At 64.4% G+C, this 13318-nt stretch carries 10 protein-coding genes; 4 read left to right on the top strand and 6 right to left on the bottom strand.

Annotated elements, in window-relative coordinates; all coding sequences use genetic code 11:
* The first annotated feature begins 300 nt into the window (after positions 1-300).
* Positions 301-1413, top strand: a complete 1113-nt coding sequence (locus tag AC628_RS04220) for an SMP-30/gluconolactonase/LRE family protein (RefSeq protein WP_074125546.1) — start codon at positions 301-303, stop codon at positions 1411-1413.
* 139 nt (positions 1414-1552) lie between these two features.
* Here AC628_RS04220 and ppc read toward each other — a convergent pair whose 3' ends face one another.
* The 3 genes from ppc to AC628_RS04235 form a co-directional block, all read right to left on the bottom strand.
* Positions 1553-4345 carry a phosphoenolpyruvate carboxylase gene (gene ppc, locus AC628_RS04225; protein WP_143201434.1) on the bottom strand — a complete coding sequence of 931 codons (2793 nt, stop codon included), beginning with the start codon at positions 4343-4345 and terminating at the stop codon, positions 1553-1555.
* Between the two features lie 242 nt (positions 4346-4587).
* Positions 4588-6135 (bottom strand): acyl-CoA synthetase, encoded by a 1548-nt coding sequence (locus tag AC628_RS04230; RefSeq protein WP_074125498.1) that lies wholly within the window; start codon positions 6133-6135, stop codon positions 4588-4590.
* Between the two features lie 85 nt (positions 6136-6220).
* Complete coding sequence (locus tag AC628_RS04235; protein WP_074125547.1) at positions 6221-7030, bottom strand: crotonase/enoyl-CoA hydratase family protein; 810 nt, start codon at positions 7028-7030, stop codon at positions 6221-6223.
* Between the two features lie 101 nt (positions 7031-7131).
* Between AC628_RS04235 and AC628_RS04240 the strand changes: the two genes are divergently transcribed.
* Both AC628_RS04240 and AC628_RS04245 read left to right on the top strand, forming a co-directional pair.
* Complete coding sequence (locus tag AC628_RS04240; protein WP_074125548.1) at positions 7132-8007, top strand: SDR family oxidoreductase; 876 nt, start codon at positions 7132-7134, stop codon at positions 8005-8007.
* A 254-nt stretch (positions 8008-8261) separates the two neighbouring features.
* A complete protein-coding gene (locus tag AC628_RS04245) occupies positions 8262-9842 on the top strand; it encodes a fatty acid--CoA ligase (protein WP_074125499.1) in 1581 nt (526 codons plus the stop codon).
* 159 nt (positions 9843-10001) lie between these two features.
* Here the strand turns inward: AC628_RS04245 and AC628_RS04250 are convergent, their stop codons facing one another.
* Positions 10002-10475 (bottom strand): GFA family protein, encoded by a 474-nt coding sequence (locus tag AC628_RS04250; RefSeq protein WP_074125500.1) that lies wholly within the window; start codon positions 10473-10475, stop codon positions 10002-10004.
* A 20-nt stretch (positions 10476-10495) separates the two neighbouring features.
* Positions 10496-11770, bottom strand: coding sequence for an acyl-CoA dehydrogenase family protein (locus AC628_RS04255; protein ID WP_050420078.1), 1275 nt, complete (start codon positions 11768-11770; stop codon positions 10496-10498).
* A gap of 220 nt (positions 11771-11990) precedes the next feature.
* Here AC628_RS04255 and AC628_RS04260 point away from each other — a divergent pair, with 220 nt between their 5' ends.
* Complete coding sequence (locus tag AC628_RS04260; protein WP_074125501.1) at positions 11991-12770, top strand: enoyl-CoA hydratase-related protein; 780 nt, start codon at positions 11991-11993, stop codon at positions 12768-12770.
* A gap of 175 nt (positions 12771-12945) precedes the next feature.
* Here the strand turns inward: AC628_RS04260 and AC628_RS04265 are convergent, their stop codons facing one another.
* Positions 12946-13317 carry a DUF6285 domain-containing protein gene (locus tag AC628_RS04265; protein ID WP_074125502.1) on the bottom strand — a complete coding sequence of 124 codons (372 nt, stop codon included), beginning with the start codon at positions 13315-13317 and terminating at the stop codon, positions 12946-12948.
* Position 13318: the final 1 nt, after the last annotated feature.

A 13318-nucleotide genomic window follows, 5' to 3' on the forward strand; every position in this document is an offset into this window, starting at 1 on the left:
AGATGCCGCCGCCTCGCCAAAGACTTCGAGGCGACGGTGGCAACCGAAGCTGCCTGGCTGCTGATTGCACACATCAGACTCCTGACCCGCAGACTTGCCGCTGCAGATAGGGGGCGATGATTTATGAGTCAGACTCTCAGGATGAGGTCTTCGATCTGACAGTTTTATGAAAAAGTCGCCTCCGCGAAGCCGCGGGGGCGACACACTCTTTGGTTGTTTCTTCATAGCGTGCCCGCATTGTGCCAGAATTGCGGGCGCATGATCGTCCTCCCCGATAACAAGAAACCTGGGAGGACTTTCGTGACAAATCCAAGCAACACAGAGCAACACGAGAGCGACGGAACGAAGGCGTTCGACCGTCGGACCATTTTGCGCGGCGCAACCGCGCTTGCTGCAACCGCGATGGCGGCGTCAGATGCATCCGCGCGCGACTACGGCCGCAACGCGGAACCGCAGCGCTATCCCGATCCGGATATCGTCGTAATCGACGACAAGCGCTTCAAGGCCAAGGTCGGCAACACCGCGATCAAGCGGCTGTACACCGGCTGCCTGTGGGCAGAAGGCCCGGCCTGGAACGCGCAGGGGCAGTATCTGGTGTGGAGCGACATCCCGGCCAACCGGCAGTTGCGCTACCTCGACGATGACGGCCACATCTCCGAGCAGTTCCATAAGCCGTCGAACGAAGCCAACGGCTCGACCTTCGATTTCGAGGGCCGGCAGATCACCGCCGAGCGCACGCGGCTGGTGCGCTACGAGCACGACGGAACCGTCACGTCATTGGCGGAGCAGGCCAACGGCAAGCAGCTCAACGGGCCGAACGACATGGTCGTGCACCCCAACGACAAGTCGATCTGGTTCACCGATCCCGGCTACGGCGCGGTCTCGATCTATGAAGGTCAGCGCGCCAACACCGGCTCGAACCAGCCCTACCAGAAAGAAGCCGTCTATCGCATCGACGCCACGACCGGACAAATCACCAAGGTCTGCGACGAACCGTTCAAGCCCAACGGCATCGCCTTCAGCCATGACTACAAGAAGGTCTATGTTTGCGACACCGGCATCACGCATTATCCGAGCGCCAAGAACATCGTCTGGCAGTACGACCTCAACGGCGACAAGCTCTCCAATCCGCGCACGCTGATCGACATGACGCTGGACGGCAAGTCGGGCTTTCCGGACGGCATGCGCGTCGACATCGACGGCAATATCTGGGTCGGCGCCGGCTGGGTCGGACCGGGCTATGACGGCGTCCAGGTGTTCGCGCCCGACGGCCAGCGCATCGGCCAGATCCTGTTGCCCGAGACCTGCGCCAACCTCACCTTCGGCGGCAAGAAGCGCAACCGCCTGTTCATGACGGCGAGTCAGTCGCTGTATGCGGTGTATGTGGAGACGCGAGGCGCGCATAACTGCTGATGCAAACACGCTGTCGTCCCTGCGAAAGCAGGGACCCATAACCACCAGTGCCGATTGTTTGAAAAACTGGGGCTCCAGCTTCTCACAATTCAGCCAGTCGTGGTTATGGGTCCCGGCCTTCGCCGGGACGACGCCGTAGCTAACCGCTATTCCTCAGCCCCGCCGAAATGCCGTTGATCGTGATCTGAATCCCACGCAGCACCTGCTCGTCCGGGTTCTGCGCGCGATGCTCCTTCAACAGCTCCACCTGCACGTGATTGAGAGGATCCATGTAAGGGAAGCGGTTGCGGATGCCGCGCTCCAGCAGCGGGTTGCCCTGCAGCAGCCGGTCGTGGCCCATGATGTCGAGCAGCGTCTCGATCGACAGATGCCACTCGCGGCGGATCTCGCCGAAGATCTTCTCGCGCAGCGCGACGTCGGGCACCAGTTCAGCATAGCGCGAGGCGATCGCGATCGAGCTCTTCGCAAGCACCATGTCCATGTTGGACAGCAGCGTGCGGAAGAACGGCCATTCCCGGTAGAGCTCCTGCAGGAACGGCATGCCCTGCTCCGGATGCTCAGAGATCCAGGTCTCGACCGCAGCGCCGAAGCCATACCAGCCCGGCAGCATCAACCGGCATTGCGCCCAGGAGAACACCCAGGGAATCGCGCGAAGGTCCTCGATCTCGCGGGTCTTCTTGCGCGAGGCCGGACGACTGCCGATGTTCAACGTCGCGATCTCGTTGATCACGGTCGAGCCCCAGAAGTAGTCGGCGAAACCGGGTGTCTCGTAGACGAGCCCGCGATAGGCCTTGAACGCGAGCGCGGAAATCTCCTCCATCGCCTTGAGATATTCGGGGCGCGGCGCGCTCCGCCGCGGCTGCAGCAGGCTGGTCTCGAGCGTTGCCGCGGCGAGGATCTCCAGATTGCTGCGGCCGACCTCGGCGTTGGAATATTTCGACGAGATGATCTCGCCCTGCTCGGTGATGCGGATCTGGCCGTTCACCGCGCCGCCGGGCTGCGCGATGATCGCATCATAGCTCGGGCCGCCGCCGCGGCCGACCGAGCCGCCGCGGCCGTGGAACAGGCGCAGCCGCACGCCGTGGCGCTCGAACACCTCGACGAGGCCGATCTCGGCCTTGTAGAGCTCCCAGCCCGAGGTGACGAAGCCGCCATCCTTGTTGCTGTCGGAATAGCCGAGCATCACCTCCTGCACGCTGCCGAGACTGTCGACCAGCTTGCGATAGTCGTGCAGCACCAGCATGCGGTCCATGATGCCGCTCGAGGCCTGCAGGTCCTCGATGGTCTCGAACAGCGGCACGATGTTGACGGCGCTGCGGCCGGACGGATTGACGAGGCCAACCTCCTTCAGCAGCACCGCGACCTCGAGCATGTCGGACATGCCCTGGCACATCGAGATGATGCATTGGGAGATCACCTCGGGGCCGAATTTGGCATGCGCCTCGGCCGCGGCGCGGAACACCGCGAGCTCGCTTTGGGTCTCCTCGGAATATTTGACGAAGGGCGAGGCCAGCGGCCGTGCGTTGCGCAGCTCACCGAGCAGCAGGCTGACACGCGCGTCCTCGCCGAGCGCCAGATACGACATGCCGGGATTGGCGGTGTCAAGCAGCTCTGCGACGGTGCGCTCATGCACTGCCGAGTTCTGGCGGATGTCGAGCCGCGCAAGATGGAAGCCGAAGCAATCCACCGCGCGCCGCAGGTGCCGCAGCCGGCCGCGCCCGATCACACCGGAATTGTTCGCGATCAGTGAGCGGTTGAGCACATCGAGGTCGGCCTGGAATTCCCTGACGGTCGCATAGGGCTCGGCCTTGCCGACCGGCGGCCGCATGGTCTCGACCTCGAGCCGCGTCGCGGTGGCTGCGAGCCGCGCATAGATGCCGGAGACGGCCAGGCGATACGGCTCGCCGCTGCGATGCGGCGAAGTGTCGGGCGAACGCTCGGCCAGGATCCGCAGCTCCTCCGAGACGTCGGCAAGGTGCGCCGCGAGCGACAGCTCGGCACCGAGTGCATGCAGCTCCTCGAGGTAGAAGCTGAGCGCCCGGCTCGACTGCAGCCGCAGCGTGCCGCGCATCACCTCTGCGGTGACGAACGGATTGCCGTCGCGATCACCGCCGATCCAGCTTCCCATCCTGAGGAACGAGGCGAGATCGCCGGCCTCGCCGCCCTCCTTGTTGAGCCGGTCCTCCAGCGCGCAATGCAGCCGCGGCACCTCCTGCAGGAAGGTGTAGTCGTAGAACGACAGGCCGTTGGCGACCTCGTCGAGCACGGTCAGCTTGGTCCGGCGCAGCAGGTTGGTCTGCCACAGCGTCACGACCGCGCGGCGAAGCTGCTCATCGCTGGCTTCGCTCTCCTCCGGCGTCATCTGCAACCGCTCGCGGCGGTCGAGCAGATGGGCGATCTCCATCTCGCGGTCCATCGTGCTCTTGCGGCGGACCTCGGTCGGATGCGCTGTCAGCACCGGGCTGACCAGCGCGCCCCTGAAGAAGCTGCGCAGGTCGGCCGGGCTGATGCCGGCCTGGCGGGCATGCACCAGCGTCTGCTCCAGCGTGCTCGGCCGCGGCGCCCCGCTCGGGCCGCGGCTGCGCATCTGGCGGATGTTGTTCTGGTCCTCGGCGATGTTGGCGAGGTGGGAGAAATAGCTGAAGGCGCGGACGATCCGCAGCGTCTCTGCGATCGACATGCCGTCGAGGATGCCTTCCAGCTCCCGCCGCGCCAGCTTGTCCTCGTCGCGATGGAACCGGACCGAGGTCTGACGGATGCGCTCGACCAGGTCGAACACGTCGGCCCCCTCCTGGTCGCGCACGGTGTCACCCAGCACGCGCCCCAGCAGCCGGATGTCGTTCCGGAGCCGTGCATCCTCCTCCTGTGCTTGCGCTTCCGCAGCGCTCTTGGCACGGATTTCGGTCTCGGAGGGCATCGTTTGGGGAGGCAAAGTCTGGGGAGACATGGCGTGGCTACTCCAGAGGCTGCCCGGCTCCTCCCAAGTGTGCGCTTTTTTTGCCGCAGCGCAAGATGAACTTGCGCGGTGCACCACCGCCGTCGTCCCGGCGAAGGCCGGGACCCACAACCACAGGGCCTTGTTGTTATAGCTCGCTGTGGCCCCAACCTTCGTGATCATATGGAGCGGTGGCTATGGGTTCCGGCCTTCGCCGGGACGACGGCGAGTTTGCGGCGCTAGATCCTCCGCCCAGCCCGTTCCCAATACGGGTCGCGCAGCCGGCGCTTGAATATCTTTCCGGAATCCTCGCGCGGCAGGTTGGTCTGGATCTCGATGTGCTTGGGCACCTTGTAGTCGGCAAGCGCGATCTTCAGCTGCGCACGGATCGAGGCGATGTCGAGCGCGACGCCGGGTTGCGGCTCGACCACCGCCATCAGCGCCTCGCCGAATTCGGCATCGGGAATGCCGAACACCGCGCAGTCGTGCACGCCGGGCACCGCATGCAGCACCGCCTCGATCTCGGCCGGATAGATGTTGACGCCGCCCGAGATCACCATGTCGCGCTTGCGATCGCAGATGAAGACGTAGCCGTCCGCATCGATATAGCCGACATCGCCCGAGGTGATGAATCCCTGCCGGTCGATCTCGGCGCGCTTCTCGGACTTGTTGTGATAGGTGAAATCTGGATTGCCGGCGATCCGCGAGTAGATTTCGCCGATCTGGCCCTGCGCCACCTCCTCGCCGTCGTCGCCGATGAAGCGAAGCTCGGCGCCGGGCGAGATCTTTCCGACCGTTCCCGGCTTCTTCAGCGCATCCTCCGACGTCGCGAACGTCACCGCGCCCGACTCCGTCGAGCCGTAGAATTCGTAGATCACGGGCCCCCACCATTCGATCATGGCGCGCTTGACATCGGCCGGGCACGGCGCGGCGGCGTGGATGATGTGGCGCAGCGACGACATGTCGTACTTCCTGCGCACCTCCTCGGGCAGTTTCATCAGGCGGATGAACATCGTCGGCACCATGAAGATGGTGTCGATCTTCTCGCGCTCGATCAGCGCCAAAAATTCCTCCGCGTCGAACCGCGGCATCAGCACCAGCACGCCGCCAAGCTTGCCCGAGCGCAAGCCAAAAGAATTCGGCGCCGAATGGTAGAGCGGTCCGGGCAGGATCGCGCGCGCACCCGGCTTCAGGCCGTAGATCATCGCGCGCATCGCTTCCGCATTCGCGGTCTGCTCCGGCGTCGGCGCGAAGCGGCGTACGCCCTTCGGATGGCCCGTGGTGCCCGAGGTGTAGATCATGTTCTGCGGCTGCGGCACCACCGGGCCGTCATAGCGCGGGAATTGCGCCAGCCAGGATTCGAAATCGATCGCGAAATCTGGTGTCGCGAGATGATCGGGATTGATCTTGTAGCTCGCGAGGATTTCGGGCGGCGTCGGCACGCTGAGCACGGTGACGTCATCGGGGATCGCGCCGCGCAGCGGATGCAGCATGTCGGCGTGGCCGATCAGGACGCGCGTGCCGGAATCCGTCAGCACATAATTGATCTCCTCCGGCTTGAAATGCCAGTTGATCGGCACGCCATAGGCGCCGAGCCGCATCGCGGCGTAGGCGGCCTCGATGAAGGCGATGTCGTTGCGCATCAGCATGCAGACACTGTCGCCCGGCTTGACGCCGAGCTTGGCAAGGCCGCTGGCGATGCGCTCGGTGCGCTCGGCCACCGCAGCGTGATCGCGCCGGCGCTCGCCGCTGATGACGCCGAGGAAGGGTTGGGACGTTTCGCTCATCTTGTTCTTGTTCTTCGTGTTCGGTTAGCAAGGTTGGTTGTGTCCGTCATGGCCGAGAGAACCCGGCCATGACGGCAGCACATCATTACACATCTGCAAACTTCGGCGCACGCTTCTCCAGATTGGCGCGCACGGATTCGGTCTGGTTCGGGCTGCCGAGCAACTTCTGCTGCTCGACGGATTCCGCGAGCAGCGCGGCCGCCGGATCGACCGACAGGTTGTTCAGTATGCGCTTGGCGGCACGGATCGCATCCGGGCTCTTGCCGGCGATCTCGCGCGCGACCTCGAGCGCCGCGGCGCGCGGATCGTCACAGACGCGGGTGGCAAGGCCGTAGCTCTGGGCTTCCTGCGCCGAGAAGATGCGCCCGGTATAGGTGAGCTCGCGCAGGATGTCGTCGCGCACGAGGCTCGCCAGAATCGGCGTGCCCGCCATGTCGGGGACGAGGCCCCATTTGATCTCCATGATCGACATCCGTGCGTCAGCCGATAGGAAGCGCATGTCGGCGCCGAGCGCGAGCTGGAAGCCGCCACCGAAGGCAACGCCGTGGACCGCGGCAATCACCGGCACCGAGAGCTGGCGCCAGCCCCATACTGCCTGCTGCGGAAAATTGGCCTTGCCGTGGGTCCGGATGGTGAGGTCGCGCTTCTCGCCGCCCGGCACCCCGTTACCGCCATCCTTCATGGCGGCGAACCGGCCCATGTCGAGGCCGGCGCAAAACGCCCGGCCTTCGCCCGACAGCACGACCACGCGAACGGATTTTTCCTTGGAAAGACGGTCGGTTGCGGCGACCAATGCCTCGAACATCGCGGCATCGAGCGCGTTCATCTTGTCGGCCCGCACCAGGCGGACATCGGCGATACCGTCTGAAATCGATATCGAAACGCGATCTTCCATCATTCCCTCCGCTTTGTTCCTTGAGTTGGCGCTTTACAGAAAGGCCGTTGTCCGCTTTTAGTCAATCGACCAATTAACTGACAACCCCCGTGGAGGAAACGATGTTCTCTGATCAGCTTCTTGCCGGGCGGCGCATCCTGGTAACCGGTGGTGGCACCGGCCTTGGCAAGGCCATGGCCTCGCGGTTCCTCCAGCTCGGCGCCGAGGTGCATATCTGCGGCCGCCGCAAGAGCGTTTGCGACGAAACCGCCACCGAGCTGATGGCAGAGCATGGCGGACGCGTAGTCAGCCACGGCGTCGACATCCGCAATGCCATGGCGGTCGACGAGATGATCGACGCGATCTGGACCACCAGCGGTCCCCTCACCGATCTGATCAACAACGCCGCCGGCAATTTCATCTCGCGCTCGGAAGAGCTCTCCGCGCGAGGGTTTGATGCAGTGGCCAACATCGTGATGCACGGCACCTTCTACGTGACGCACGCGGTCGGCCGGCGCTGGATCGCCGGCGGCCATCGCGGCAACGTGATTTCGATCACGACGACCTGGGTGCGCAACGGCTCGCCCTATGTGGTGCCGTCGGCGATGAGCAAATCGGCGATCCATGCGATGACGATGTCGCTCGCGGTCGAATGGGGCCGCCACGGCATCCGCCTCAACACCATCGCGCCCGGCGAGATCCCGACCGAGGGCATGAGCAAGCGCATCAAGCCCGGCGACGAAGCCGGTGCGCGCACCAAGGCGATGAACCCGATGGGCCGCGTCGGCACCATGGAAGAGTTGCAGAACGTCGCGGTCTTCCTGATCTCCGGCGGCTGCGACTGGATCAACGGCGAGACCATCGCCATGGATGGCGCGCAGGCGCTCGCGATGGGCGGCAATTTCTATCAGCTCCGCGACTGGAGCGACGACGACTGGACCAAGGCGCGCGAGTCGATCAAGGCCCAGAACGAGAAGGACCGCGCGGCGCGCGGTTGAAGCCCGCGCTTGCGCCACGATCACAACTGTCGTCCCTGCGAAAGCAGGAACCCATAACCACCGCTCAAAACCACCGAGCACGCTGGGGCCACAGCGTGCTCGACAACTCAATCCTGCGGTTAAGGGTCCCGGGTCGCGCTTCGCTTGCACGGGACGACGATGTGGATGTATCTCGCGTAACACCCCGTATTGTTTTTCCCGCGCGGTGCGGCCACACTCCGCGCAAACAAAACAAGACGTCACGGGGGGGAAACATGTCCGACGCGCCGAAACTGAGCAACCTTGCCGACATGGTGCGCGACCGCGCGAGCAGCCGCGGCGCTGCGCTGGCCTATGAGTTCGAGGGCCGGCAAACCTCTTTCGCCGAGTTCGACACCAAGACCAACCGCGTCGCCAACGCGCTGATCGCGATGGGCATCAAGAAGGGCGAGCGTATCGCCTATCTCGGCAAGAACAGCGATTTCTATTTCGAGCTCCTGATGGGCGCGATGAAGGCCGGCGTGGTGATGGCGCCGGTGAACTGGCGGCTCGCGGGTCCCGAGGTCGCCTTCATCGTCGACGACTGCAAGGCCCCCGTTCTGTTCGTCGGTCCCGAATTCATCACGCAGGCGCGCAACATCGTCGACAAGCTGCCCAGCGTCCACACCATCATCACGACAGAGGGCGGCGCGCCGGAATGGCCCGACTTCGTCGCCTGGCGCGACGCGCAGAGCGGCGACGACCCGCGCGTTGCGATCGAGCCGAAGGATATCGCGATCCAGCTCTACACCTCGGGCACGACGGGCAAGCCGAAGGGCGCGATGCTGTCGCATGCCAACTTCCTCAATCTCGTGCAGAGCGGCAACGAGGCCGAGAAGCCGGAATGGAACCGGTGGACCACCGACGACGTCTCGCTGGTCGCGATGCCGATCTTCCATATCGGCGGCTCCGGCTGGGGCGTGATGGGGCTCTATCACGGCGCCCGCGGCGTGATCGCGCGCGAGTTCGATCCGACCAAGGTGCTCGACTTCTTCGAGCAGTCCGGCATCACAAAGCTGTTCATGGTGCCGGCAGCGATGCAGTTCGTGGTGCGGCAGCCGCGCGCGCGGCAGGTCGACTTCTCCCGCCTGAAATACATGCTGTATGGCGCCTCCCCGATCCCGGCGGCGCTGCTGAAGGAGTGCATCGAGGTCTTCAAATGCGGCTTCGTGCAGATGTACGGCATGACCGAGACCACCGGCACCATCGTCGCGCTGTCGCCCGAGGATCATATCGAAGGGCTCGAGCGGATGCGCTCGGCCGGCAAGGCGCTACCCGGCGTCGAGCTCGCGATTCTCGACGAGAACGGCAAGCCGCTGCCGCCGGGCGAAGTCGGCGAGATCGCCACCCGCTCCGGCTCCAACATGGCCGGCTACTGGAATCTGCCCGAGGCCACCGCGAAGACGATCGACAGCGATGGCTGGCTGCGCACCGGCGATGCCGGCTACATGGACAAGGATGGCTATCTCTACATCCACGACCGCATCAAGGACATGATCATCTCCGGCGGCGAGAACATCTATCCGGCCGAGGTCGAAAGCGCGCTGTGCGACCACCCTGATGTCGCCGAAGCCGCCGTGATCGGCATTCCCGATGACAAATGGGGCGAGGCGGTGAAAGCAGTGGTGGTGATGAAGCCCGGCAAGACGGCTAGCGCGACCGACATCATCAACTTCACCCGCGAACGCATCGCCGGCTACAAGACGCCGAAATCGGTCGACTTCATCCCGGCGCTGCCGCGCAACCCGTCCGGCAAGATTTTGCGGCGGAGCCTGCGTGAACCGTACTGGGTCGGCAAGGACCGGCAGGTGAATTAACCTCTCCGTCGTCCCGGCCAAGCGAAGCGCGAGCCGGGACCCATAACCACCGCTGTTCGTTGCGCACAATGCTGGGGCCACAGCCGCCTCAACCAACATCCGACTGTGGTTATGGGGTCCCGGCTTTCGCCGGGACGACGGTGGAGAGAGGGGCACGCATCACTTCTGCTTCATCTTCTCCCGCAACAGCCGCCAGCGTTCCTGCGCCTCCTGCGGCCAGACTTCCCTCCGGTCGTAATACTCGGCGAACACCTTGGCGCCCGGCGGGAACGTCACCCAGGGCTGCTTCGATGAGGTGAAGATGTGGACATCGGGCGGGCACTGGCTCGGATCATCCAGCGTGCCGACGCGGACGAAGCGCACCGCGGGGCCCGAGCCCGGATAATTGCTCCACACCGCAACCTTGCAGACCGGGCAGCGGGCGATCTTCTGGCCCTTGCCGCTGGCCGACGGCGTGTCGACGATCTCGGGCTCGGCCGCGATGTGCGCGACCCGCTCGGCCTCGTACATCGCGTTGAGCGCGTGCACAGTGCCGGTCTCACGCTGGCACCAGGTGCAGTGGCAGGCATGCACGATCATCGGCCTGCCGTTGAGGCGGTAGCGGACGTTTCTGCAGGTGCATCCACCTTCCATGTCGTACCGCCTCCTCCGCGTTAGTGCTTGCCGGCTCCCATGTAGCCGAACAAGAAGCCCGCCACCTTGCGCTTCTGGATTTCCTCGCTGCCTTCGGTGATGCGATAGCGGCGGTGGTGGCGGTAGATGTGCTCGAACGGCTTGTGACGCGAATAGCCCATGCCGCCATGCACCTGCATGGCGCGGTCGGCGGCCTCGCAGCACAGCCGGTTTGCCCAATAATTGCACATCGAGACCCGGTCCGACAGCGTGTGCTCGACCTGCGCCTGGGTCAGCTGATCCATCTCCCACGCCGTCTTTCGGATCAACAGCCTGAGCATCTCGGCCTGGGTCGCAAGCTCGACCAGCGGCCACTGGATCGCCTGGTTCTCCGCCAGCGCCTTGCCGAACGGCTTGCGCTCGCGGGCATATTTCACGCTCTCGTTGATGCAGTAGACCGCAGCGCCGAGCGAGCTCGCCGCCTGGCGGATCCGGTTCTCGTGCACGAAACATTGCGCCAGCGACAGGCCGCGGCCGACCTCGCCGAACTGCGCATCCTCAGGCACGAACACGTCGGTGAAGCTGACGCGCGGATGATCGGTCGGCATATTGAAGGTCCACATATACTCCTCGACCTTCACGCCCGGCGATTTCGCTGGCACCAGGAAGCAGCTGATGCCGCGCGCGTCGCCGTCATTGCCCGAGGTGCGGGCAAACAGCGCGCAGTGCGTCGCGACATGCATGCCCGTGGTCCACATCTTCTCGCCGTTGATGATCCAGCCCTTGACGTTGTCGCGGGTCGCCTGCACCGCCTTCGTTTCCATATGCGTGGCGTCGGAGCCGTGCTCGGGCTCCGTGAGGCCAAACGTGATGCGGTACTTGCCGGTGATCGAGCCGTCGATCATCGCCTTCTGCTCGTCGGTGCCATAGCGGTCGAGCATGGTGACGATCGGCAGATTTCCGACGATCGAATGTTCATTCTGCAAATCGTTGTGCAGGCCGAGCCCCTTCGAGGCAAAATGCTCGCGGATCACAGCCATCCAGAGATTGGAGCCGTCCTTGCCGCCGTAACGCTTCGGGATCGCGAAGCGCAGATGGCCGGCAGCATCGGCCAGGTTCTTGGCCTTGCGCAGCAGAAGCTCCCATTCATGGCGCGGCAGGCCGCCCTTGTCGAAATCGGTGCGCGCCCATTCGCGGCGATGATCGAAGAAGCGGATGTTGTCATCAGCCTCTTCCAGCGGCTTGATCTCGCGTTCGATGAAGCGATCGAGCTCGGCGAGATAGGCTGTCAGGTCAGCCGGCAGATTGAAATCCAAGGCGGTCTCTCCCGAAGATTTTGTTGATTCTGGTTTTGCGTTTAGACGCTATCGCGTATCCGCGTTCGGATCGATTAAGGTGAGAAGCACGCGGCCAAGTCAAGCAGGCGAGTGAGGCTTGAGCGCGCGGTCGCGTTGCGTAATTGGATGGCACGGAACGGCGCGCAGGCGCTAGGATATCGGCAATATTCTTCGCCGCAGAAAATCGACGGGAGCAAACATGGATCTGAAATTCTCCAAGGTGACGCGCAAGGGTCCCATCACCATCGTGACGCTGTCGCGGCCCGAGGTTTACAACGCGCTGCACATCGACGCGCATTTCGAGCTCAACAAGGTATTCGACGACTTCTCCGCCGATCCCGAGCAGTGGGTCGCGATCGTCACCGGCGCCGGCGACAAGGCGTTCTGCGCCGGCAACGACCTGAAATGGCAGGCCGCCGGCGGCAAGCGTGGCTGGGACAAGGGCGGCTTCGCCGGCCTCACCACCCGCTTCGACTGCGACAAGCCGATCATCGCTGCCGTCAACGGCGTCGCGATGGGCGGCGGATTCGAGGTCGCACTGGCCTGCGACCTGATCATTGCCGCCGAGAATGCGACCTTCGCCCTGCCCGAGCCGCGCGTCGGCCTCGCCGCGCTCGCCGGCGGCCTGCAGCGGCTGCCGCGCCAGATCGGGCTGAAGCGCGCCATGGGCATGATCCTGACCGCGCGCCATGTCAGCGCCAAGGAAGGCCTCGAACTCGGCTTCGTCAACGAGGTGGTGCCGCAGGGTGAGGCGCTGGCCGCCGCCGAGCGCTGGGCCGAAACCATCGCCAAGAACTCGCCGATGTCGATCCGCGCCTCCAAGCAGGCGATCCAGAAGGGCCTCGAGGTCTCGCTCGAGCAGGCGATGACCGAGCAGCGCGAATATCCAGCGGTGAAGGCGATGGCCGCCTCGCAGGATTACATCGAGGGGCCGAAGGCGTTTTCGGAGAAGCGGCCGCCGAAGTGGCTCGGGCGGTAGTCGCCCGCTCCCCGTCATTGCGAGGAGCGTAGCGACGAAGCAATCCATGCCTCCACAAGCGGCCAGATGGATTGCTTCGCTTCGCTCGCAATGACGGTGTAGGATGGGTGGAGCGCAGCGATACCCATCGGCGTTGTGCACGCGTCGTGATGGGTATCGCTTCGCTCCACCCATCCTACGTTTCGAGTTCCCTCTTGTAGGACGCGTAGTTCGGCTGATCGACGGCGAGCTTGTCCAACGTGGTCTGCCAGAGATGCTCCGGCAGTCCCGGTGTTTTCAGATCGACCTCACCGCTTGCGATCTTCTCCGACAGCGCGCGGTTCAACTCCATCAGCGTCCCGTCGGCGCCGAGCAGCGCCTTCAGCCGTGCGGCCTCGGTGGCATCGCCGGCCTCGGCGAGCGCAAGCTGCCGCGTCACGAGGTCGAGCGCGTTGATGCCGACGCGCAGCTTGAAGCCGTTATGCCCCTTGATCGCGGGCGCGATCTCGGTGCGCAGGAAATCGGCGACAGCCTTGATCAGTTCGGTGGGTGTCGGTTCGTCCTGCATG

The organism is Bradyrhizobium sp. NAS96.2 (assembly GCF_001908235.1).
GTDB lineage: Bacteria > Pseudomonadota > Alphaproteobacteria > Rhizobiales > Xanthobacteraceae > Bradyrhizobium.